Below are 23,245 nucleotides of genomic sequence, written 5' to 3'. Positions count from 1 at the left end.
TATAAACTAAAGCTCTATAAAATAAAGCTCTATAAAATAAAGCTAAGAAGCTTCTAGCTCACCTGCACCTTGAATTGAACGTTGGCTGTTTTCAACAAGGATAGCCGTGGCCGTTTCTTTCAACGCGCCCCACTCTCCATCGTCAACTTCAATGCCCTCGTTCCACGCCTTCTCTTGAGTTTTAAAAAGCGCTTCCGATTCAATGTGTGTTTGGTAGCCATCTGACAAACGTTCGATATCGAAATCCTGGACGGAAAGCTCGATGGTCATATTGTGGATATGATCGTCCGATGCCAGAGGCAAATCTGATAAAAACAATTCTGGTGCAACGCAACCACGGTTAAGCACATACAAAGTGCTCTTAGGGTTGGAGCCATTATCCCAACGTGCAGTACACGCGATGCCCTTCGCCGCCAGTTTCACAAGCTCGCTGTACGCTAGCCAGCGGTTATGACAGTTGTTTAACTCAATTTTCAGCGTCTTCTTGCCGACCATTTTTTCAATCGCGTAATCCATCACCACAGGTAGGTGGCACGCTAAACTTGCCTTGTGCAGGTCAACTTCAACCGTGTTATCGCTAAGCACTTGAATGTCCACTGGGCAATCGTCTTCTAACCCAATGAAGTTGCTCGCATTGTTAAAATGACGAACACCATCCAACCCCACCATTTGTAAATCTGCCACCATGTTCGCTATCACATCGGCTTCACCACATGTACGGCGCATACCCAGAAAGGCTTTATTGACGGCCGCTACCAGTTCATTGTGAGAAACGATCATAACGATTTACCTCCATGTTGAGCATTAATATGTGTAGTAGCTTTTTGTGAATCAGCGAGCTCCGCTTCACTTGGTAATACTGGGAACACCCATTCGTCCTGATGAATTTCATCAAGCAATGGCGCACCTTGGAAAAACGTCACTCGTACCCAACGGTCTGAGCGAGGATCAAACTTAGTCGCACCAAACATCGCAAGCTTGCAACGCAGTAAGTGCATTGGTGGCGAATCTTGGTGCAGAACATTCATTTGAATGTCGCCCATCGCTTTGTTGCCTAGCGTCCATACACGACGTGCAATAGCACGATGCTGTGGCTGCTTAACAAGGAACTCAGCCAATGAAAGCTCTGGCGCAAACTGCAATAAAGCATGGTACAAACGGTAAGCTTGACGGCCTATATCCAGCGGCAGTTCACGCTCTTCGCCTAGCTCTTCACCTCGAACACCGAGTCTTGGTTCTTCTTTATCTTGAGAGCGGTACCAGAACCAGTAGTTGTTTTCGGCTTTAGTAAAGTCGGTCGTGATAGCCCAACGGTACTTTTCTTCTAACACAACCAAAAGGTCTTGAATCTTTTTACCACTTGGAAGCGACAGTGTTTCGCTGCAATTCATTTGCTCTTGATGGGCGTCCACTAATTCTGGGTACAATTCCATCAAGCATGAGATAAGGATTTCTTGGGCTTCCATACTCATGTGCTTAGATTGTTCAACTAACTGCGCCCACGTATCACATTGGCTGACAGACACTTCTAGCGATTGCTCTGCGTGTTTTAATTCATCAACCGCTACTTTGTTCAACTCTTGCTGGTTTTCATTGATGGTAACGACTTGTTCTAAATGACAAACCGCTTTTTTAACTAATGTACGTAGTGGCTCAATCAACGCCGTATCCGTGTGACTAACTAACACGTCAGCTAATGCATGCTCACGTGTTGTCATCCACTGATCGACAATACTCGGGTGGTTAATCAGGTATGGCGCCATGCCTAAACCAGTCGCATTACCAACACCAAGGTAACGCTGTAATCCTCTATGCAAGGTAATCGCTTGTTCACCGCCCTGTTGCTCGGCTAGGTAATGAACCCAATCTAGGCTGAACTCACGCAGCATATAAACCGCACACATTTGCGCACTAAACGACTGATTAAAATCTTCATTTTTCTCTAAGATTTTAAAGTCAGCAATGCCAAATTTGCCATTACCGTATACCGCTGTCGTTCGCAGGATGTAACCCACTTCAGCCAGCTCTTTTGGCGTTGGTTGAACACCTTTAGCCAAGTGACTCACGATGTGTTCAAACACACGTACACTTTTGTTTGCACGCGCCAACACAAGCACGTTATTTGGATTACGGCCTGCTTCTTGAAGCGGTACGTTCGCACGAAGTCTTTCAAGTAGGGCGACATCAACATCACCAAGAACAAGCGCAAACGTTACGTCCCACTTTTCAGCAATTACACGGTCATTTCGTTCGTCATCTGCAATCTCATCGCAGAAAACAACCAAATGATAAACATGGTTTGGCGTCGCAAGCTTATAGATAACATGACCAAAACCTTGAGCGTCTAATTGCCACTCATGTTTCGTCACTTTCCATTCTTGCTGAGCCATTTTACGAATCAGAGTTCTAACGAAGCTGATACGTGTTTGGTGCATTGCACCTAGCCTTTCCGGTGCCATGACGACAGTCGCGTCACGTAGTGCTGATTCAGTGTAGGTAGAACGATGTGCATCCATTTGCTCACCACCTTATAGTTATAGGATTTTGCTAGCCATTCAGAACCGATCGTTGCCATCATTTGAAGCATTCGTTTTTACAGTGTGTTGGTTAGCTTTCACGTTATTTGGGGCAAGCGAGCTCACCCCTTATTATTTTGTCCTGACTAGATCAATTGACCTAAATACGTGCCGCCCGATGTATCTTCACCAGTACGGTTTTTTGTTCCTTTCGGAATTTTGCATCAGCCTTCTTTCAAAGGCTGATTTGTTCTTATTTAATCAGTTTCTTACAGAGCCTTATTATTACAGCCCCTGCTCTTTTGCCATCTTGATTGCGATTTGAGGCGCGTTCCAAAGTGATGGCAGCAAGATTAAGGAAACCGGTACCGCGGTGATAACAATGAAGGATTGCAGCGCTGAAATACCGCCAGAACCTAGGGAAATCAGAATTAACGCTGTTACCCCCATCATCACACCCCAGAAGGTACGAATAATTGCATTGGGTTCTGTCTCACCACTGATAACTACACTGATGGTGTAAGTCATTGAGTCACCAGTCGTTACGATGAAGATCGTTGTTAAGATCAAGAACAAAATAGATATCAGCATTGGCATTGGTAATTGCTGAGTCACAGCTAGTAGTGCGCCTGGTAAGTTAAAGCCTTCAAATGCCTTACTTACGCTACCCGGATCTGCGATTTCGAACGCAAGACCAGAGCCACCAACAATCGTGAACCAGAAGCAAGTAACAAACGGTGCGATAAGGCTAATGGTTGATACCAATTGGCGTATACTACGACCGCGTGAAATACGAGCGATGAAGATTGCCATCATTGGGCCGTAACCTAAGAACCAACCCCAGAAGAACACTGTCCACCAGCTCAACCAACCTTCGTCACCACGGTAAGTCGCCATTGGGATGAAGTTATCAATCATGCTGCCTACACCTTGAATGTAGCCATTGAAGATAAAGTTCGTTGGACCAAAGATCAGGATGTAGACCATCAATGCCATTGCCAAAATTACGTTGTAACGGCTTAGCATTTGCATCCCGCGGTTAAGACCACTTAATGCCGATAATGTGTATAAAACGATTGCGAACAGAATGATGATTAGCTGTGTTGTGAAACCATCTGGAATATCAAACAGTGCGTTCAGTGCGTAGCTGACTTGCAAGCCTAAGAAGCCGATAGGACCGATGGTGCCCGCCGCTACTGCGACAATACAACATGCATCAATCAATGCGCCTGTGTGGCCTTTCAGTGCACGCTCACCCAATACTGGGTAAAGCAAAATACGAGGTTTAAGCGGCAAGCCTTTGTCGTAGTGAAGGTGCATAACCACGATAGACGTTAAGCTGCCGACGATAGCCCATGCTAAGAAACCCCAGTGCATGAAGGATTGCGATAACGCATTCACCGCGCCTTGCTGTGCGTTTTCTTGTGCGCCGTACAATGGTGGTGGGCTAACGTAGTGAGCAATAGGCTCTGCTGCTGCCCAAAATACGCCGCCGCCTGCCAGTAGCGTACAGAAGATGATCGCCATCCAACGGAAACCATCCATTTCAGGTTTAGCGATGCCGCCTAGGATAACCTTGCCTGTTCGCCCTGCCGCAAGGCCAAGACCAATAAGAAAAGTCAGAAGAAGAAGCATTTGCCAGTAAGGACCGAACACTTTTACAGACCATGCAAAGCCAGCGTTTACTAGGCTTGATAACAGCTCGCCATCAAATAGAGCAAGTGCCACGAACAGAGCGATAAAGCCGCCGCTGTACCAAAGTGCTGGGTTGGATAGACCTAATTTATCTGATGTAGACTCAGACCCGTTTGTGTTGCTTGTTGTGTGTGCTTGACCCGCATTTAAGCTTGAAGATTTCACGCTATTGGTTAAATCAGACATACTCTGACTCCAGAGGTTTCTTTGCAGCTGTCATTTGAATGATGACTACAAGGGTGTATTTAACACCTGCCCTATTGTTTTTTGTGTTGGGCAGGCTAATCCATGTTTGGGTTACCGCGTTGCGAAATAGACCGTTGTTCCTTTTGAATAGTGAAATTGGTTTAAGCAGCACTTGCTAATTGAACGTTTGTTAGAAGGCTGCTAATTCGATGATGGCTTGCGAGAAATCGTTAACCCTTGGTTTGAGGCTCTAGGCCATCTTTCAAGAAGTTAAACCAGTTTTCTCCCAAGACTTGCCCAGCTTCAGACTCGCTGAAACCATGACGCATCAATCCGTTATAAATATTTTCCATACCCGCACTACCACAGAACCAAGGCAACGCATCTGGCCAACCTGAGTTGTTCGCAGAGCCTTCACCGTAGTCCATAGCTTTAGACCAACGACCATTTCTCATCCACTCAAGAACGGCTTGAGGTTGGTTTAAGCATAGGTCACTGCCAATACCAAGGTGCTCTACGCCGACCATGTCAGCGGTAGTCGCAACCATCTGGCAAAAGTCTTCCAATGTACATTGGCTGCCATTTGGTAGGTGGAATGGGTATAAGCTGAATCCGATTAAGCCACCGCGTGCGGTTAGGGCTTTAATCACATCGTTTGATTTGTTTCGTAATGCATCATGAGCGAACGTCGGGTTCGCGTGACTGATACAAATAGGACGAGAAGACAAGTCAATCGCTTCAAGTGTTGAGCGCTCGGCACTGTGAGACATATCGATGATCATGCCCACTCGGTTCATCTCTTCGATGGCTTGTTTACCAAAGCGAGTAATACCAGTGTCGTTCTTCTCGTAGCAACCTGTCGCCAGTAAGCTCTGGTTGTTGTACGTCAGTTGCATGATCAAAAGACCTTGCTTACGCATCACTTCGATAAGACCGATCTCATCGTCGATTGGAGAACAGTTTTGAGCACCAAGGAAAATACCGACTTTACCGGTCGCTTTTGCAGTCTCAACATCAGCCATTGAGTGAATCGGCATAATAAGGTCTGCGTTCTGCTCGAATCTTAAGTTCCACTCTGCAAAGCGAGATAAGGTTTCACGAGCTGTCTCATGGTAAACCGCGGTAGCGTGAACTGCTGTAATGCCGCTCGCCTTTAGTGTTTGGAAGTATTCTCTATTCCAATTGCAGTATTGCAATCCATCTATAACAATCCGTTGCTGGTACATAACCACTCCTATTGAAAGCTCAGTGTTCTAGCTCGGTTTTGAAAACACGCTCAAGTAACATGTTTTCAAAAATGGGTTAAATCACTTGTCTAAGTTCGTTTGCTGCTTTGGTTTGAATGTTGGCCTGACTCTGTGAATCAGGCCACTTTTCATTAATAGAACGTCAATTAATAGAGATCTATCTAGTAAGGACGCTGGTAAGCCGTCTTAACCACTGTGTAGAACTCTTTCGCGTATTGACCTTGCTCACGAGGACCGAAGCTAGACTCTTTACGGCCGCCAAACGGTACGTGGTAATCCGTGCCTGCTGTTGGTAGGTTCACCATCACACAACCTGTTTGCGCTTGTTGCTTGAACATTGCGCTAGTACGTAGGCTCTGAGTAATTATGCCGCCTGTTAGACCAAAGCGAGTATCGTTGGTCGTCGCGATAGCTTCTTCTAGGTCAGCCACACGAATCACGCTTGCCATTGGTGCGAACACTTCCTCTTGGTTCACTTCCCAATCGTTCTTAGTGTTTAAGAACAGCGTTGGAGACATGTAAAAACCTTCGTGTTGCATGCTCAAGCGTTCACCACCAAATGCCAGCTCACCGCCGCTTTGACGCGCTTTCTCAACCCAGCCTAGGTTTGCTTCAAGTTGGTTACCGTCAACTACCGGCCCCATGAACACGCCTTCTTCTAGTGCGTGACCCACTTTCAGCTCGCTCATACGCTTAATCAGTGCTTCAACGTATTGGTCGTGAATGCCGTCCATAACCACTAGACGAGAAGATGCTGTACATTTTTGACCTGCGCCAGAGAATGAACCTGCGATAGTTGCATCAACTGCTGTTTGGATATCAGCATCGTCAGCAACCACAAGTGCGTTCTTACTGCCCATTTCTAGTTGGCAACGAACGAAGTTTGGTGCGGTAGCGGCTGCTACTTTACGACCCGTATCAACCGAACCAGTAAAGCTCACACCGTTCACTTCTTTAGAGTTGATCAGTGCATCACCCACTGTTGAACCGCTACCCAAAACAAGGTTGAACGTACCTGCAGGGATACCTTGACGGTGGATTATCTCAGTAAGCGCAACCGCACTTGCTGGTGTTAGGTTTGCTGGTTTCCAGATAACGCTGTTACCGAAAGCCAGTGCTGGAGCAATTTTCCAAGCAGCCGTTGCTGTCGGGAAGTTCCAAGGAGAGATGATGCCGATAACGCCTACCGCTTCACGAGTCACTTCAACAGAAACGCCTGGGCGCACTGAATCCGCGTTGTCACCAATTTGACGAAGCACTTCAGCCGCAAAGTATTGGAAGAACTGTCCTGCACGGTAAATCTCACCACGACCTTCAGCAAAAGGCTTACCTTCTTCACGCGAAAGTAGTGTGCCTAGTTCATCACAACGTGCAATCAGCTCATCACCAATCGCTTGAAGTACCGCTTGCTTGCGTTCAATCGGCGTTTTTTCCCACTCTGGTTGAGCGTGTTTTGCCGCTGAAATCGCTTGTTGAACTTGCTCTGCGCTTGCTTGTGCAAAGTTACCGATGTTTTCAGAAATATCTGATGGGTTAATGTTCGTAACGGTGCTTACACCAGCTTGCCATTCGCCGCCAATGTAAAGTGCGCTTTCTGCTTGAACATTCTGTAATTGAGTCATCATTCTGTCCTTGTAACGGTTAGGTTGCGGTTGAGTCTGGCAACCATTTGGTTAATTAATAAACTGTTAATATTCAGGTAATTAATTGCTAAAATAAGTCGTACATTTTGTATCTGAAGTGAACCCGATCGCTTGTATCAATAAACCGCTTTAATTCAAAAGAGTTTTGATCCGCAAATAGCCTTAGTTCACAGTCGAATTATTCAGGTTGAGATGCTGATGCATAAACCACGAACTCAACCAACATTTCTTCTCTTGCTAACCCGGCAACGACGACCGCAGCACGGTTTGGATAAGGTGCATTGAAGTATTCTCCGTATACGCTGTTTACCGTTTTTAGGTATTCACGATCTGTCACGTAGATCAGAACTTGCAGCACTGAATCCATAGGTTCGCCTGCACACTCCAACGTATGAACAAGGTTGTTAAAAGTCTGACGCGTTTGCGCTTCAATACCGCCCTCTACTACTGCGCCAGTTTCATCAATTGGAATCTGCGCTGTGTATAGAGTGCCGTTATTAACGATTGCCCACTCTAGTGGTGCTTTTGAAGCGAAAAGCTCGGTTTTTACTGGGTGTTTTTTAGTTTGTGCGTTCACGATTTCATCCAACTTTGTAACAACTATGTTTCAAGATGGTTAAATACTGCACCTTGACGAATGATAAATCTAACGGTAAATTTTGTGCATTTGATAAATAAAACCTATCACCTTGTGAAAAGTAAGGTATAGCAAGGGCTAGAGAAGGATCAGTGCCATGAGTATTAAGCTACAACAGTTAAAACATTTTGTTTTAGTGGTCGAAGAAGGCGGATTTCGAGCAGCATCTCACCGCGCAAATCGCTCGCAAGCGGCACTTTCTACGTCGATAAAAGAGCTAGAAAAAATACTTGGTCAGCCACTGTTTGAAACAGGCAACAAATCAACCCTGACACCTTTCGGGGAAATATGCCTGCCAAAAATCATTCAATTCCTGAATGTTTACAAAGCATTAGACAATGACCTACGCGCAGCGGCAGCAGGACAACAAGGAAGAGTTCGAATAGCGAGCGTGCCTTCGGTAGCCGCAAAACTAATCCCCAGTGTTTTAGGGGCTTTTTGTGAGCAGTACCCTAATGTAGAAGTGAGTTTGATTGATGATAATGCGGCAGGTGTAGAAGCAAGGTTACTCTCTGGCGAGGTGGATGTTGCCCTCGGCAATAGCTCCCATTTAGAAGAAGAGAGCATCGACTTCACGCCTTTACTTTCTGATCCTATCGGTGTGGTGTGCCTCAAAGACAACCCTATTGCCTCTCAACGGGGAGGAATCGAATGGCAAACTTTGTTAAAACAGCCCTTCATTCGGAACGGGACTTGCACCCTACTAGACCCAACGCCTGCGCGCATGCTCAGCGAACAAGCCCTATACTCAGTCGAGAACATTACCTCGCTGTTTTCGGTGTTAGAGCTCGGGATAGGCGTGACCACGCTACCTAAGCTGGCTTTCCCAACGAATGAAACCCGCTTGGTGTGGATTCCGTTAATTGACCCGCCCTTGCAACGACAAATTGGTATTTTCAGATTGTCTGATCGTACGATCTCACCACAAGCACAGGCTTTTCATGACTTATGTATTCAATACCTCAGTTATGAAGAGTAATAACTGAGCCTAGATTGAGTAAATTAGGCAGCGTTTTGCTGCCATTTACTTCCTCAAAACTCGGTGTTTCTTCTCCGCACCATGCTTCTCATAAACCCAATCCCCCCACTTCACTCCTATATCATCAACATTTAGGCGCTGAATTTTCACTCTCTCGCACGCAAATAGTGACAAGCTGACAACAATATAAAAATTATTCGCTTATTGATAAGGAGCGACGTACGTTTAATTTCCCAGAACAAAGAGCTCTTCCATCATTGGCTCAAACAAGCGTAACCGTGGCCAAAACCACACTTCGCAGTTCAACTTGAAAATGAACCTAAGTGTTTGAATACTCTTAATTGATAAGATCATAAATTGATAATTTCGCTCGCTGAACCCTCCTAAAAAGCCCCTCTTTTTCATGAGGATAAAGCATCTTAAATATTCATGAATAAAGTAATAAAACTATTACTTTCATAAATGAAAAATATATCTTTCAAAAATGGAATTATTGATGTCGATATTTGTCGTTTTGATCACATAATTTTAGGCGTAATTTATATTTTGTCGAAACGATAGCGAATTAGCTTAATTCGTTTAATTTCGTCAGGAGATATAAAACCAGCAAGGGTTTTTCTTTAAAGCAAATCAAGTGTTATTAACAAGTGAAATGTAGTAACAAGTTAAATTTAAACTGTGTTTTATATTAACTTACACTGTTTAACATAAGGTTTTATTATGAGGCTTAATGGGATTAGTAGCGACATCCTTGTTGCCGCTAAAAGAGTTGTTCTCTGCCAAATAGTATTAGCCATCGGTGTAGTTTTATATGAAGTGTTTTTTGGTAATAAAGTAGATATGGAATCATCAGCTTTGGGCATCGTAATTGCGATGTTGCCACCGCTGTTTGGATTTATATATGCAAGCCTAAAGGTGCGTAAGAATCCTAATTATAGTTTACGTGACTTAATGCAAATGAGTCGTGTCGTAAAAATAACATATACGTTTTTAATGTTTATCTTGGCGTTCCAGTTTTTCAAATTGGATAACCCAGTAATATTATATGCGTACATCTTTACTATGGTTGGATACTTCTTAACACCGTTTATTACCGCCTCTAATAGATCGGAGTACGCGTAGTATGGATCAAGTAACTACCGCTCACGAATACATAGAGCATCACTTAACCTTCTTAACTACAGGTGATGGTTTCTGGGCGTTTAACATTGACTCGATGTTGGTATCTTGGATTACAGGTTTACTTTTCATCGGTGCATTTCGGTATGTAGCCACTCGTGGCACTAGCGGCGTTCCAGGTCGTTTTCAATGTTTTATCGAGCTTGTCTTTGACTTCGTTAATAATCTCGTCAAAGAGATTTTTCAAGCGGAAGATAAATTAATAGGACCACTGGCATTAACCACTTTTGTTTGGGTGCTGTTAATGAATGCAGTCGACCTATTACCCATTGATTTAATCCCGGGGTTAACTCGAGCTGTGGGTCTAGAGCACTTTAGAGACCTACCAACGGCAGACGTAAATATACCAATGTCGATGGCACTCGGTGTGTTTATTCTACTGTTAACCTATACATTTAAAAATAAAGGTTTGAAAGGCTTTATCAAAGAGCTAACTACTCAGCCATTTGATAACCCTCTTTTATATCCTGTTAACTTAGTTCTTGAATTAATAACATTAATTTCAAAGCCAATATCACTAGGCTTACGATTATTCGGAAATATGTATGCAGGCGAGATGATATTCATCCTTATTGCACTAATGCCTTGGTGGATGCAGTGGGCACTGAGTGTACCTTGGGCCTTATTCCACATATTAATCGTATTCTTACAAGCATTTATATTTATGGTACTGACCGTTGTTTATTTAGGAATGGCAACAGAAGAACACCACTAATTAATAACTAAAAAATTAACTAACAAATTATTTTCGGAGATACAAATGGATATCGTAAGCGCAGTTTTATATGTAGCAGGTGCATTACTGATCGGTTTAGGTGCAGCAGGTGCAGCATCTGGTATTGGTAACTTAGCAGGTAAATACCTTGAAGGTGTTGCGCGTCAACCAGACCTTACTCCAATGCTTCGTACTCAATTCTTCATCATGATGGGTCTTGTGGATGCAGTACCGATGATTGGTGTTGGTATCGGTCTATACATCATCTTCGCCGTGGCTTAATCAAACCGCTTTGAAAGATCGATTTATACATAATCAAGATTTAGTGAGGAAGGTATGAACTTAAATGCAAGCATGTTTGGACAAGCAATCTCATTCGTGATTTTTGTTTGGCTCTGCATGAAATATGTATGGCCCCCTCTCACCGCGATGTTAGACGAGCGCCAAAAAGAAATCGCTGATGGTTTACGCCACTCAGAGAACGCTGCGAAAGAGCTAGAACTAGCAAAATCAAATGGCGCGCAACTCATCGAAGATGCAAGAAAAGATGTGACTGAACTGGTTGAACAAGGCCGAAAACGCCGCAATGAAATCATCAGCTTAGCGCAACAAGAAGCCGAGCAAGAAAAGGCACGCATCTTAGAACAAGGTAGAGCTGAGCTAGAAGGCGAACGCCAAAAGATACGCCGTGAACTTCAGGCGGATATGGCAGACGCAGTGATTCAAAGTGCACAGAAACTGATTAGCAAAAACCTAGATTCCGCAACGAACCGAGCGCTAGTTGACCAAATGATTAGCGAACTCTAAGGAGAGGCAATATGTCAGATTACACCAATATTGCTCATCCCTACGCCAAAGCATCGTTTGAATTTGCTTTAGGTGAAAACCAGTTACAAGAGTGGCACTCAATGCTGTCCATTCTTGTAGCTGTCGCGGAAGAAGAAACGATCGCTAGTCAGATTTCTTCAGCTGAAGGGGCTTCTACACACCAAACAGAAGAGCTGGCAAACCTCATCATTCATATTTGCCAAGGACTCGTTGATGACCACGTCATTAATCTTATTAGAGTCTTGGCCGAGAACGGCCGTCTTTCTGTTGTAAGAGACCTGTTTGAATTGTTCTGCGAGCTAAAGGACGAACATGAGCGTGTAGTGCCTGTCACTGTCACCAGTTCTGAAATGCTGACACAAGATCAAGTTACGTCATTAACAGCTGCACTTGAGAAGAAATTAGAGCGTCAGGTTGAAATGAAGCAGGTTATTGATGACACGTTAGTGGGTGGAATGGTCATCAAGGCGGGTGAAACCGTTATCGATGGTTCTTTAAACACATCAATTGACCGATTGGCTCATCAACTTCACGCGAGATAGGTAACAATTATGCAATTAAATTCAAATGAAATCAGCGATCTAATCAAAGAACGCATCTCGAAATTTAATGTGAGCACCGAGGCTCGCAACGAAGGCACTATCGTATCGGTTCGTGATGGCATCATCACAATCAATGGCCTTGCTGATGTTATGCAAGGTGAGATGATTGAGCTACCAGGTGGTAAATACGCACTCGCACTTAACCTCGATACCCACTCAGTAGGTGCCGTGGTTATGGGCCCCTACACTGACCTCTCTGAAGGTATGAAAGTGAAAGGTACAGGTCGTATCTTGGAAGTACCCGTCGGCAATGGACTTCTTGGCCGTGTAGTAAACACATTAGGCGAGCCAATCGATGGCAAAGGCCCAGTGAGTTGTGACCGACTCGACCCTGTAGAAGTGATTGCACCCGGTGTAATCGAACGTAAGTCAGTCGATCAACCGATTCAAACTGGCTACAAAGCGGTTGATACCATGGTGCCAATCGGCCGAGGTCAACGTGAACTTATCATCGGTGACCGTCAGACGGGTAAAACAGCGTTAGCTATCGATGCGATCATCAATCAGAAAGATTCTGGCATCAAATGTGTGTATGTGGCTATTGGCCAAAAAGCCTCCACTATCGCTAACGTGGTTCGTAAACTCGAAGACCACGATGCGCTAAAAAACACCATCGTCGTTGTGGCGTCAGCATCAGAGTCTGCAGCGCTTCAATACCTAGCCCCTTATGCGGGTTGCACCATGGGTGAATACTTCCGTGACCGCGGTGAAGATGCGCTGATCATCTATGATGACCTATCAAAACAAGCCGTTGCTTACCGTCAAATCTCATTGCTATTGAAACGCCCACCAGGTCGTGAAGCCTTCCCTGGCGACGTATTCTACCTTCACTCACGCCTACTAGAACGTGCAGCACGAGTGAATGCAGAGTATGTAGAGAAGTTCACTAACGGTGAAGTGAAAGGTCAAACTGGTTCATTAACAGCGCTTCCTATCATTGAAACTCAGGCGGGTGACGTATCAGCATTTGTACCAACCAACGTAATCTCCATCACCGATGGTCAGGTTTTCCTTCAAACCCAACTGTTTAACTCAGGCCTACGTCCTGCAGTAGACCCAGGTATCTCGGTATCTCGTGTGGGTGGTGCGGCACAATGCAAGATCATCAAGAAACTGTCTGGTGGTATCCGTACTTCATTAGCTCAATACCGCGAGCTAGCAGCATTTGCTCAGTTCTCTTCTGACCTAGATGAGATGACGCGTAAACAGCTAGACCATGGTGAACGTGTTACCGAGTTAATGAAGCAAAAACAATACTCCCCAATGTCAGTCGCTGAGCAAGCAACGGTTATTTACGCTGCAGAGAAAGGCTACTTGGTCGGTGTTGAACTAAGCAACATTGCCCGTTTTGAAGAAGAACTGATTGCTTACGCCAAAGGTCAAAACCCTGCGCTATTCGAAAAAATTAACGCGACAGGCGATTACAACGACGAAATCGACGGCGCTCTTAAAGAGATCCTAGAAGGTTTTGTTGGGATGAAAGCTTGGTAAGTGCTCCGGTTTGTTAGCTGGAAATCAAAACAAATAGGAGCAGATTATGGCAAGTACTAAAGAAATTCGCACCAAGATAGCCAGTGTTAGTAACACTCAGAAAATCACTAGCGCAATGGAAATGGTTGCAGCAAGTAAGATGCGCAAGGTTCAAGACAACATGACGCTAACTCGCCCCTACGCCGAGAACATGCGAAAAGTTATCTCTCATGTTGCATCGGGTTCGCTGGAATACCAGCACCCTTACCTGCAACAGCGTGAACCTAAGCGTGTTGCTTACATCATTATCTCGTCCGATCGCGGCTTGTGCGGTGGCTTGAACTCAAACTTGTTCAAGAAAGTGTTAGAAGAAATGGAGCAATGGCGCACCAAGGGAGTCGAGGTAGAAACAACCTTAGTGGGATCTAAGGCTATCTCGTTCTTCCAACGCGGCGGCAACGTCATTGCACAAACGTCAGGTCTTGGCGACACACCTAAGTTAGAAGACATCTTAGGTACGGTGAACGCGATGCTGGGGCATTACGACGAAGGCAAGATCGATAGCTTGTATCTCGTTTACAACCAGTTCGTCAACACCATGGTTCAAGCGCCAACGACCTTGCAGTTGCTCCCCCACCCTTCGGATTCTGAGGAAGGTGGTGAGCCTAAAAAAGCGCGTCGTTGGGACTACATCTATGAGCAAGCACCCAAAGACATACTCTCAGAACTGTTACATCGATACATCGAATCGCAAGTGTATCAAGGCATTGTTGAGAGCATTGCCTGTGAGCAAGCAGCCCGAATGGTTGCAATGAAAGCGGCGACTGATAACGCAGGCCAACTCATTGACGACTTGCAATTGGTCTACAACAAGGCGCGTCAGGCTGCCATTACCCAAGAGCTGAGTGAAATAGTCTCAGGTGCACAAGCTGTCTAGGGCTAGAAAAGACTGGGTCAAGAACAGAATTTGAGGATTTAAGAATGAGTGTTGGAAAAATAGTTAAAGTAATCGGCGCGGTGGTTGACGTTGAGTTCAGCGGCGGCAACAGCCCACGGGTTTATGATGCATTGAAAGTGACTAGCGACGAAGCAAGCTCGTTAGTATTGGAAGTACAGCAACAACTGGGTAGCAATATCGTTCGTTGTATTGCAATGGGTACGTCAGATGGCTTACGTCGTGGCCTAACGGTTGAAAACACAGGCTCACCAATCACGGTGCCTGTCGGCGAAGAAACATTGGGCCGTATCATGAACGTACTTGGTCAGCCTATTGATGAATGTGGTGAAATCGGCCAGAAAGAAAACTACGAAATTCACCGTGAAGCCCCTTCTTATGAAGAACAAGCAAACAGTACTGAGCTTCTCGAGACGGGTGTTAAGGTTATCGACCTTATCTGTCCATTCGCTAAGGGTGGTAAAATTGGTCTGTTCGGTGGTGCCGGCGTAGGTAAAACCGTCAACATGATGGAGCTTATCAACAACATCGCCAAAGCCCACTCAGGTCTTTCTGTGTTTACTGGTGTAGGCGAGCGTACTCGAGAAGGTAACGACTTCTACTACGAGATGAAAGAAGCGGGTGTACTAGACAAAGTAGCCATGGTTTACGGCCAAATGAACGAGCCACCGGGAAACCGTCTACGTGTAGCACTTACAGGCCTGACTATGGCTGAGCGCTTCCGTGATGAAGGTCGTGACGTACTGTTGTTCATTGATAACATTTACCGTTACACGCTTGCCGGGACTGAAGTATCAGCTCTGCTAGGTCGTATGCCTTCTGCAGTAGGTTACCAACCAACACTGGCTGAAGAGATGGGTGTGCTTCAAGAGCGTATCACTTCAACTAGACAAGGTTCTATCACGTCTATCCAAGCAGTATACGTACCTGCGGATGACTTGACCGATCCATCGCCAGCAACAACCTTTGCTCACTTAGATGCGACCGTTGTACTGTCTCGTAATATCGCGGCATTGGGCCTCTACCCTGCGATTGATCCATTGGATTCAACCTCTCGCCAGTTAGACCCACTTGTGGTTGGCCAAGAGCACTACGACATTGCACAAAAAGTACAAACAACACTGCAACGCTACAAAGAGCTAAAAGACATCATCGCGATTCTTGGTATGGATGAGCTTTCAACTGAAGACAAACAGACCGTATCTCGCGCTCGTAAGATTGAACGTTTCTTAACTCAGCCTTACCACGTAGCCGAAGTGTTTACCGGTCAGAAAGGTGTCTTTGTACCACTAAGCGAAACACTAAGAGGCTTTAAAGGTCTGTTAAGCGGTGAGTATGACGATATTCCAGAGCAAGCGTTCTTGTACTGTGGTTCTATCGACGAAGTGCTTAACAAAGCGAAATCACTCTAACAGGTAGGTGCACAATGGCTATCGGAATCACAGATAATACATTTCAACTTAATATTGTAAGTGCGGAAGGTACGCTGTTTTCAGGTCCAGCGTATGCCCTAGCTGTTTCTGGCGCTGACGGTGAACTGGGGATTCGCCCCGGTCACTCTCCGCTTCTCAGTAAGATCAAACCGGGCGTAACCGTGTTTGTCACGGACCCTAAATCAGAAGGCCAAGTGCTGTATGTCTCTGGAGGGATGCTAGAAGTTCAACCGGATGTCGTTACGGTGTTAGCCGACACTGCCTTGCATGGTAAAGACATTGACCGCGCTCGTGCAGAAGAGGCGAAATATGCGGCTCTAGAGAACATCAACAAGGGCAACATAGACATTAACTTCGCACAAGCTCAGCTTGAATTGGCGAAAGCCGTTGCTCAGTTACGTGCATCAGAACTGACGTCTTCTCGCACAAGACACTGAGAATAGAACTCAGACGTTTGATGCTTGATGTGTAAATAGTCTACCCACTTAAACATGATTTAAGTGGGTGGACTACATCAGGCTTTCTCTCCTATCTTTCAACTCTCCCCTCCCTTTCAACCGCCCCTAGTGCATCCTTTTCCACCAGCACTTACAAAATTACTTCTCTGCAAAACGTGCTTGGTGTGGATCAAGTTCATGACCAAGAGGTTGTGTGAGTGAATGATATAACTCTGGCTTACGGCCACGAATCCAGCGTCTACCAGTACACATGTCTAACTCTTCTGCTTTTAGCTCAGCAATCACCATATCGTTATCAACACTATCGGTCTCAGCAATGATTTCACCATAAGGGCTGAGGACCATCGCATTGCCTGTTCTTACTTCATCCATATCAACGCCGACACCATTACTAAACACAACAAACATACCGTTGTCGTGCGCTCTTGCAGGCAACCAACGCATTAACCACTCGCGGCCATTCTTGCCCTGCATTTCAGCACGAATCGCATCTAGGTTTTCATCTCGGTTAAACCATAACTCTGGGTCAATACGCTTCATCGCATTCGGGCTTCGTGAATGACAACCGCCCGTTTGGTGTGGTGCAATCAATATATCTGCACCTTTCAACGCAGTGATCCTGACATTTTCGACCAAGTTGTTATCCCAACAAATCAAGATACCGACTTTGCAGCCATGCGGCGTATCGAACACCGTGTATTGGTCGCCACTGCTCATGTGAGAGCTAACAAAGGTGTGCAGTTTACGGTGTTTCTGAACTTCTCCATTTGGCATGGCAAATACGTAGGTGTTGTATAACTCGCCATCAGTACCCTGCTCTATCAAGCCCGCACCAACACTCATGCCAAATTGTGTTGCCAGCGAAATGAGTTTTTGAGTTGATTCACCGCTCGGTACAGGTTCCGCTAACACTTCAATTTCATCGCGAGACAAAGCAGACACATGCCAGTAGCCAGTGATGCACATCTCAGGAAAACTGATGATCTCCACGCCACTGTCCGCAGCTTGTTGAACGTATTGCTCTATAACCGATAAGTTATACGCCTTATCACCTGCGTGGTGGTTAAATTGAACCGACGCTACTTTGATGTCTTTCTTCATGATTCGTCCTCAAGCTTTGCTTTATCTGATTGGTATGAACCTAGTATAAAAAATCAATTCAATTCCATATAATGAAACATATTCTCAATTCAATGAGCATTTGGAATGGAATTTGATTTACTGAAGGCATTCTGCCAGTTGGCTAAATCGGGTAATTACCGCTTGGCGTCAGAACAGCTCTACATTACTCAATCTGCACTCACTAAAAAGATTCAACGACTTGAATCCAACATTGGGGCGTCTCTGTTTTCTCGTGGTAGGAATGGCGCAGAGCTCACGCACGCAGGAAAAACGTTACTGGCAGAAGCCCAACGTTTAGTTCATTCAATGCAAGCGTTTGAGCAGCTATCTGGCTCGGTGGTAAAAGGGACTCAGGGACATTTGAACATTGGCTTTGGCGTGTCTACTTATCATGGAGCACCCAAGCTTATTGCAGCTTATAAACAACGGTACTCAGACGTTCATGTCACCTTAAATGACACACCTTCCAAGCAACAAACAGATGAGTTATTGAGCCATGATCTCGATATCAGCTTCAATCGGATACCAGAATCATCGGATTTAGAAAGCCTAACGTTGTTCAATGATTCACTTGTGGTCGCGATACACAAAGATCTTCTCAAGCAAGCGCCAAGCAAAAATCTCGTTGTCTCTGAGTTATCGAAATGGCCTTATCTAAAGCTGACCCAACATCGTGGCCCCGGATTAGACAGACAGATTCAACAATATTGTCTTGCGAATAAAATCGACTTATCAAAAACGCAAGAAGCCGATGATATTCTCACCCTGCTTGCCTTGGTTTCTGCCAATATCGGCTTCACCATTGTTCCTAACAGTGCTCAGTTCATTAGTAACACCGATGTGGCATTCATTGCGTTAGAAGGTGAATACGCCACTTGGCCAGTGGGGTTGATATGGAATGGGAAGAGTGAAAATCCACTCAGGGATAGGTTTGTGGAGTTTGTGGCTAATCAAAAAGAAAATTAGGCCGGAAGCTAAATTACACCAACAAAAAAGCTCACTAACTAGTGAGCCTTTTGATATCTGCTTAACGTAAAACCGAGGTCTAACGTTGCTTGATGTTCAAACGAATAGTTTTAAAAGATTCGTTTTAGAAAAGCAGTTTAGAGCCGTCGATTAGAACTGTAGTTTAGAAGAATTCAATCGAATTACGGCCGCTTTTATCGTCACGTGTTGGCTTAGGCGTATCCGCTTTCTTTTTCGGTTTCTTCTCTTTTTTCTCTTTTTTCTCTTTTTTCTCTTTCTTTGGTTCAGCCTTTGCGCTTAGCATTTCAGCTTTGCTTTTCTTAGACTCTTTCTTCTTAGAATCCTTTTTAGACTGACCTTTCTTCGCCTTGTTATCTTTTTTAGGCGCTTCTTTCTTTTTCGGCTTTTCTGATTCTTCTTGTACTGGCTGATCACACACCACTACATAGTACTCTTGGTTGAATTCAAAGAAGTCACCATCGTACATTTTGCGACGCTTACGCGTTTCTAGCTCACCATTTACCGCTACGTAGCCTTCAGAGATGATGTGTTTAGCTTCACCGCCACCACTCACTAGGTTAGCAATTTTAAACACCTTGTAGAGTTCGATTGGCTGTGATGAAACATCAATACCAATTGCTTCGATTTCAATCTCTTCGCCTTCTTCGCCCAGCTCTTGGCCTTCGTAATCAGCGTCTTCGTAATGTTCTTGGTCCATGGTGACCTCTACCTAAATATGTACTTCTGAAATATTGGGCGCAGTGTAATCGTAAAACAAGTAAATGACCATGTTGAATTCAACCAGAGCCTGTTTGTTTTAATAAACTCTCTGCGTTATAAAGCCCCACCGACATTCGAGAGGCTAACCAACTGCTTGGTGTATTCATGCTGCGGATTACCAAACAAAGTCTCAGTATCACCCTTCTCTATCACCTCTCCCGCTTTCATCACGATGGTGTAATGACATAGGGACTTCACGACATTCAAATCATGACTAATGAATAGGTACGTCAGGTCATACTTTTCTTGAAGTGACTTCAGTAGATCTAGCACTTGCGCTTGAACAGTTCTGTCGAGTGACGACGTCGGTTCATCGAGTAAGATAAACTCTGGCTTCAGAATCAAAGCACGAGCAATCGCGATACGCTGCCTTTGCCCGCCAGAAAATTCATTCGGATAACGATGACGAGTTTCAGGATCAAGGTCGACCTCTTTCATAACGTCACAGATGCGTTGGTCTAGTTCAAGCTCATCCAATTGTTGATGAACCAGTAAACCTTCACCGATCACTTGCGCGACCGACATCCTTGGGTTCAATGCCGAGAACGGGTCTTGAAAGACAACTTGCATACGGCTTCGAAATGGCAACATCTGTTGGCGGTTTAAGCCTTGAAGCTGTTCGTTCGAATAAGTAATCGAACCTTCACTCTCCACCAGCTTCAAAATCGCCATACCAGTTGTTGATTTACCCGAGCCACTCTCACCGACTAGGCCGATGGAGTGGCCTTTCTTCAAGGTGAACTCCATATCCGTGACGGCTTTAACATGCGAAATAGTACGCTTGAACAAACCGCCAGTAATCGGGAACCAAACGCGCAGTTGGTTCACATCAAGCAGAGGTTTGCTTTCTGGTGATACAGGAACAGGTAAACCTTTTGGATCAGAGTTGATGAGTTTCTGAGTGTAAGGGTGAGCAGGCGCGCTAAACAGCGTTTTGCAGTCGTTGCTTTCAACAAGACGACCGTCTTTCATTACCGCGACTCTGTCGGCAATTTTACGAACGATACTCAAGTCATGGGTGATAAACAGCATCGCCATGCCCAGCTCTTGCTGTAGATCTTTTAACAGGTCGAGTATCTGCGCTTGTACCGACACGTCTAGTGCTGTTGTCGGCTCATCGGCAATAAGCAACTCAGGTTCATTGATGAGAGCCATCGCAATCATTACACGCTGACGTTCGCCACCAGATAATTCATGTGGATAGGCTGAAATTTTTTGCTCTGGGTAACGAATACCCACCTTTGAGAGCCACTCTATCGCCAAGGCTTGCGCTTTGTTGGTTCGCATACCTCGGTGAATGGCTAAGGTTTCAACCAATTGTTTTCCGATTCGATGAAGTGGATTAAGCGAAACCATAGGTTCTTGGAAGATCATCCCAATGCGACCACCACGAATCCCGCGCAATTGCCTTTCTGAACAACTCAGAATATCGGTGCCAGAGAAATTGATCTTACCGTTTAGGTAGTGGGACGAACCTTTAGGTAACAGCTTTAAAATCGAATTAGCCGTGACCGATTTACCAGAACCACTCTCGCCTACCAGCGCGAGCGTTTCACCTTTGTATATTTCTAAAGAGACATCTTGTGTCACTTGTTCTATCGAATCTTTTCGCCCGAAACCGACAGACAGTTTGTCTATCGTTAAAACTGGAGAAGCAGGAACTGTATTTAAAGTCATAACCTATCCTTACTTCTGTTGATGCGGGTCGAAGGCATCACGTACCGCTTCACCAACGAAGACAAGTAACGTAAGCATCAGTGAAAGCACAACGAAAGCAGAGATACCAAGCCAAGGCGCTTGTAAGTTCGCTTTACCTTGCGCCAAAAGCTCACCTAATGAAGGCGAACCCGCAGAAAGACCAAAGCCCAAGAAATCTAATGAGGTTAATGTGGTCACCGAGCCAGAAAGAATAAACGGCATCATGGTTAACGAAGCAACCATCGCGTTGGGCAGCATGTGACGAAGCATAATGCGTTTATCATCAACGCCCATGGCCTGAGCAGCACGCACATAGTCAAAGTTTCGGCAGCGTAAGAATTCCGCTCGCACGATGCCAACTAAACTCATCCAACTGAACAGCACCATAATCCCCAGCAACCACCAGAAATTAGGCTCAATAAAACTCGATAGAATGATCAGCAAGAACAGGGTCGGCATACCAGACCAGACTTCAATGAAGCGCTGCCCGAATAGATCAACCCAACCACCGTAGTACCCTTGTGTTGCCCCGACGACGACACCGATCACGCTCGATACAATGGTCAGAATAAAACCAAATAGAACAGAAATACGGAAGCCATAAATGATACGAGCTAATACATCTCGCCCCTTATCATCGGTTCCTAGCCAATTCACAGAATCAGGTTCAGATGGCACCGCACCTGAAATATCGAAGTTTATCGTGTCGTAGCTAAACGGAATGATTGGCCACACGATGTAACCGCTGTCTTCGATGAGCTCAATAACATACGGATCTTTATAGTCGGCTTCAGTTTCAAACTCACCACCAAATTCCGTCTCGGCGTATTCATTGATAACAGGCACAAACCACTGATTATCATAAGAAACCAATAAAGGCTTATCGTTAGCGATGATCTCAGCGAACAGGCTCAGTCCAAACAAGATGGTAAATATCCAAAGGGAGATAAAACCACGCTTGTTTGCTTTAAAACGTAACCAACGAGCTTCAGCTAAAGGGTTGTTAAACATTTATTATCAATACCTTGTTATTCGTTCGCCATTAACGCGCTTCAAAATCAATTCGAGGATCAACCCAGGTATACGTCAGGTCGGAGATAATGCTCAGCACCAAGCCAAGCAAGGTCATGATATAGAGAGAGCTGAACACCACGGGATAGTCACGTTGAATGGTTGATTCAAAGCCAAGCAGACCAATTCCTTCGAGTGAAAACATCACTTCAATCAACATAGAACCCGTGAAGAAAATACTAATAAATGCGCTTGGGAAACCCGCAATAATGATCAGCATGGCGTTACGGAAAACGTGCTTATAGAGAATACTGCTCTCGTCCAAGCCTTTCGCTCTCGCAGTCACCACATATTGCTTATTGATTTCATCAAGGAAGGAGTTTTTGGTCAGCATGCTGAGTGTGGCAAAGCCACCGATAACCATCGCAAAAATAGGCAATGCTAAGTGCCAGAAATAGTCGCCAATTTGCTGATACCAATTAAGCTGCTCAAAGTTACTTGATACCAAGCCACGCAATGGGAACCAACTGAAGTAGTTACCACTCGCGAACAAAATAATCAGGATAATCGCAAACAAGAAGCCCGGAACGGCATAGCCGACAATCACGACCGCGCTCGACCAAATATCGAAGCGAGAACCGTGATGTATCGCCTTCATGATGCCTAAAGGTATCGAAATCACATAGATGATTAACGTACTCCACAACCCCAAGGAAATGGAGACAGGTAAACGCTCAATGATCAAATCAATCACGTTACCGCCCTTAAACAGGCTTTCACCAAAGTTAAAGGTCGCGTAATTTTTCAACATGTCGAAGTAGCGAACATGAATCGGCTTATCAAAACCAAACTGCTTTTTGATCTCTTCAACCACTTCCGGATCAAGCCCGCGTGAGCCTTTATAACCACTGGCAGAAGCTTGGTCACTTTCGCTTAAATCAACTTCTTGTCCACCACCAGAAAAGCGCTCCATGATCCCAGAGTTGTGCCCTTCTAATTGGGCAACAGCTTGTTCTACCGGCCCACCAGGTGCAATCTGAATAATGAAAAAGTTGATCGTGATAATCGCCCACAACGTGGGGATCACCAATAGTAAACGCCGAAATATATACGCGGCCATGCTAA

The 23,245-nt window shown here is 45.1% G+C and carries 21 protein-coding genes and 1 pseudogene; 11 read left to right on the top strand and 11 right to left on the bottom strand.

What is annotated here, in order from left to right; genetic code table 11:
* Positions 1 to 42: 42 nt before the first annotated feature.
* The 6 genes and pseudogenes from OC193_RS17830 to OC193_RS17805 form a co-directional block, all read right to left on the bottom strand.
* The gene (locus OC193_RS17830) at positions 43 to 780 is read right to left on the bottom strand and encodes a DUF3726 domain-containing protein (RefSeq protein ID WP_048660319.1); all 738 of its coding nucleotides are present in this window, start codon (positions 778 to 780) and stop codon (positions 43 to 45) included.
* Positions 777 to 2,578 (bottom strand): annotated as a pseudogene (locus OC193_RS17825) (hypothetical protein). The gene OC193_RS17830 and the pseudogene OC193_RS17825 overlap by 4 nt, the downstream one beginning before the upstream one ends.
* A gap of 223 nt (positions 2,579 to 2,801) precedes the next feature.
* The gene (locus OC193_RS17820) at positions 2,802 to 4,397 is read right to left on the bottom strand and encodes a BCCT family transporter (protein ID WP_048660322.1); all 1,596 of its coding nucleotides are present in this window, start codon (positions 4,395 to 4,397) and stop codon (positions 2,802 to 2,804) included.
* Positions 4,398 to 4,627: 230 nt separating this feature from the next.
* Entirely contained in the window at positions 4,628 to 5,623 is a 996-nt protein-coding gene (locus OC193_RS17815) for a membrane dipeptidase (protein ID WP_017060833.1), read from the bottom strand.
* Positions 5,624 to 5,805: 182 nt separating this feature from the next.
* Positions 5,806 to 7,266: an aldehyde dehydrogenase family protein gene (locus tag OC193_RS17810; RefSeq protein ID WP_048660323.1), complete on the bottom strand. Its 1,461-nt coding sequence runs from the start codon at positions 7,264 to 7,266 to the stop codon at positions 5,806 to 5,808.
* Positions 7,267 to 7,465: 199 nt separating this feature from the next.
* Positions 7,466 to 7,864, bottom strand: a complete 399-nt coding sequence (locus OC193_RS17805) for a RidA family protein (protein ID WP_048663445.1) — start codon at positions 7,862 to 7,864, stop codon at positions 7,466 to 7,468.
* Positions 7,865 to 8,021: 157 nt separating this feature from the next.
* Here OC193_RS17805 and OC193_RS17800 point away from each other — a divergent pair, with 157 nt between their 5' ends.
* The 10 genes from OC193_RS17800 to OC193_RS17755 all read left to right on the top strand — a co-directional run bounded on the left by OC193_RS17800 (position 8,022) and on the right by OC193_RS17755 (position 16,522).
* Positions 8,022 to 8,903 (top strand): LysR family transcriptional regulator, encoded by an 882-nt coding sequence (locus tag OC193_RS17800; protein WP_048663444.1) that lies wholly within the window; start codon positions 8,022 to 8,024, stop codon positions 8,901 to 8,903.
* A gap of 720 nt (positions 8,904 to 9,623) precedes the next feature.
* Positions 9,624 to 10,025 (top strand): ATP synthase subunit I, encoded by a 402-nt coding sequence (locus OC193_RS17795; RefSeq protein WP_048608582.1) that lies wholly within the window; start codon positions 9,624 to 9,626, stop codon positions 10,023 to 10,025.
* A gap of 1 nt (position 10,026) precedes the next feature.
* Positions 10,027 to 10,797 (top strand): F0F1 ATP synthase subunit A, encoded by a 771-nt coding sequence (gene atpB / locus OC193_RS17790; protein WP_048608583.1) that lies wholly within the window; start codon positions 10,027 to 10,029, stop codon positions 10,795 to 10,797.
* Between the two features lie 45 nt (positions 10,798 to 10,842).
* A complete protein-coding gene (atpE, locus tag OC193_RS17785; protein ID WP_004730405.1) occupies positions 10,843 to 11,079 on the top strand; it encodes a F0F1 ATP synthase subunit C in 237 nt (78 codons plus the stop codon).
* Between the two features lie 54 nt (positions 11,080 to 11,133).
* Entirely contained in the window at positions 11,134 to 11,604 is a 471-nt protein-coding gene (locus OC193_RS17780) for a F0F1 ATP synthase subunit B (RefSeq protein ID WP_017060839.1), read from the top strand.
* 11 nt (positions 11,605 to 11,615) lie between these two features.
* A complete protein-coding gene (locus OC193_RS17775; protein WP_048608584.1) occupies positions 11,616 to 12,167 on the top strand; it encodes a F0F1 ATP synthase subunit delta in 552 nt (183 codons plus the stop codon).
* A 9-nt stretch (positions 12,168 to 12,176) separates the two neighbouring features.
* A complete protein-coding gene (gene atpA, locus OC193_RS17770) occupies positions 12,177 to 13,718 on the top strand; it encodes a F0F1 ATP synthase subunit alpha (RefSeq protein ID WP_048608585.1) in 1,542 nt (513 codons plus the stop codon).
* Between the two features lie 46 nt (positions 13,719 to 13,764).
* Entirely contained in the window at positions 13,765 to 14,634 is an 870-nt protein-coding gene (gene atpG, locus OC193_RS17765; protein WP_017064727.1) for a F0F1 ATP synthase subunit gamma, read from the top strand.
* A 44-nt stretch (positions 14,635 to 14,678) separates the two neighbouring features.
* Positions 14,679 to 16,064, top strand: coding sequence for a F0F1 ATP synthase subunit beta (gene atpD, locus OC193_RS17760; protein WP_019820615.1), 1,386 nt, complete (start codon positions 14,679 to 14,681; stop codon positions 16,062 to 16,064).
* Between the two features lie 14 nt (positions 16,065 to 16,078).
* A complete protein-coding gene (locus tag OC193_RS17755; protein WP_048660327.1) occupies positions 16,079 to 16,522 on the top strand; it encodes a F0F1 ATP synthase subunit epsilon in 444 nt (147 codons plus the stop codon).
* A gap of 159 nt (positions 16,523 to 16,681) precedes the next feature.
* Here the strand turns inward: OC193_RS17755 and OC193_RS17750 are convergent, their stop codons facing one another.
* On the bottom strand, positions 16,682 to 17,644 hold the full coding sequence (locus OC193_RS17750; protein WP_048663443.1) for a nitrilase family protein: 963 nt from the start codon (positions 17,642 to 17,644) through the stop codon (positions 16,682 to 16,684).
* Between the two features lie 105 nt (positions 17,645 to 17,749).
* Here OC193_RS17750 and OC193_RS17745 point away from each other — a divergent pair, with 105 nt between their 5' ends.
* Positions 17,750 to 18,631 (top strand): LysR family transcriptional regulator, encoded by an 882-nt coding sequence (locus tag OC193_RS17745; RefSeq protein ID WP_048663442.1) that lies wholly within the window; start codon positions 17,750 to 17,752, stop codon positions 18,629 to 18,631.
* Positions 18,632 to 18,794: 163 nt separating this feature from the next.
* Here the strand turns inward: OC193_RS17745 and OC193_RS17740 are convergent, their stop codons facing one another.
* The 4 genes from OC193_RS17740 to OC193_RS17725 form a co-directional block, all read right to left on the bottom strand.
* Complete coding sequence (locus tag OC193_RS17740; RefSeq protein WP_048663441.1) at positions 18,795 to 19,349, bottom strand: RNA-binding S4 domain-containing protein; 555 nt, start codon at positions 19,347 to 19,349, stop codon at positions 18,795 to 18,797.
* Positions 19,350 to 19,465: 116 nt separating this feature from the next.
* Positions 19,466 to 21,088, bottom strand: coding sequence for a microcin C ABC transporter ATP-binding protein YejF (yejF, locus tag OC193_RS17735; protein ID WP_048663440.1), 1,623 nt, complete (start codon positions 21,086 to 21,088; stop codon positions 19,466 to 19,468).
* A 9-nt stretch (positions 21,089 to 21,097) separates the two neighbouring features.
* Positions 21,098 to 22,120 carry an ABC transporter permease gene (locus tag OC193_RS17730; protein ID WP_048663439.1) on the bottom strand — a complete coding sequence of 341 codons (1,023 nt, stop codon included), beginning with the start codon at positions 22,118 to 22,120 and terminating at the stop codon, positions 21,098 to 21,100.
* 31 nt (positions 22,121 to 22,151) lie between these two features.
* Complete coding sequence (locus OC193_RS17725) at positions 22,152 to 23,240, bottom strand: microcin C ABC transporter permease YejB (RefSeq protein WP_048663438.1); 1,089 nt, start codon at positions 23,238 to 23,240, stop codon at positions 22,152 to 22,154.
* Between the last annotated feature and the right edge of the window lie 5 nt (positions 23,241 to 23,245).

The organism is Vibrio crassostreae (assembly GCF_024347415.1).
GTDB lineage: Bacteria > Pseudomonadota > Gammaproteobacteria > Enterobacterales > Vibrionaceae > Vibrio > Vibrio crassostreae.
The sequence above is the reverse complement of the archived record's forward strand: the minus strand, read 5'-3'. Positions and strand labels throughout refer to the sequence as shown.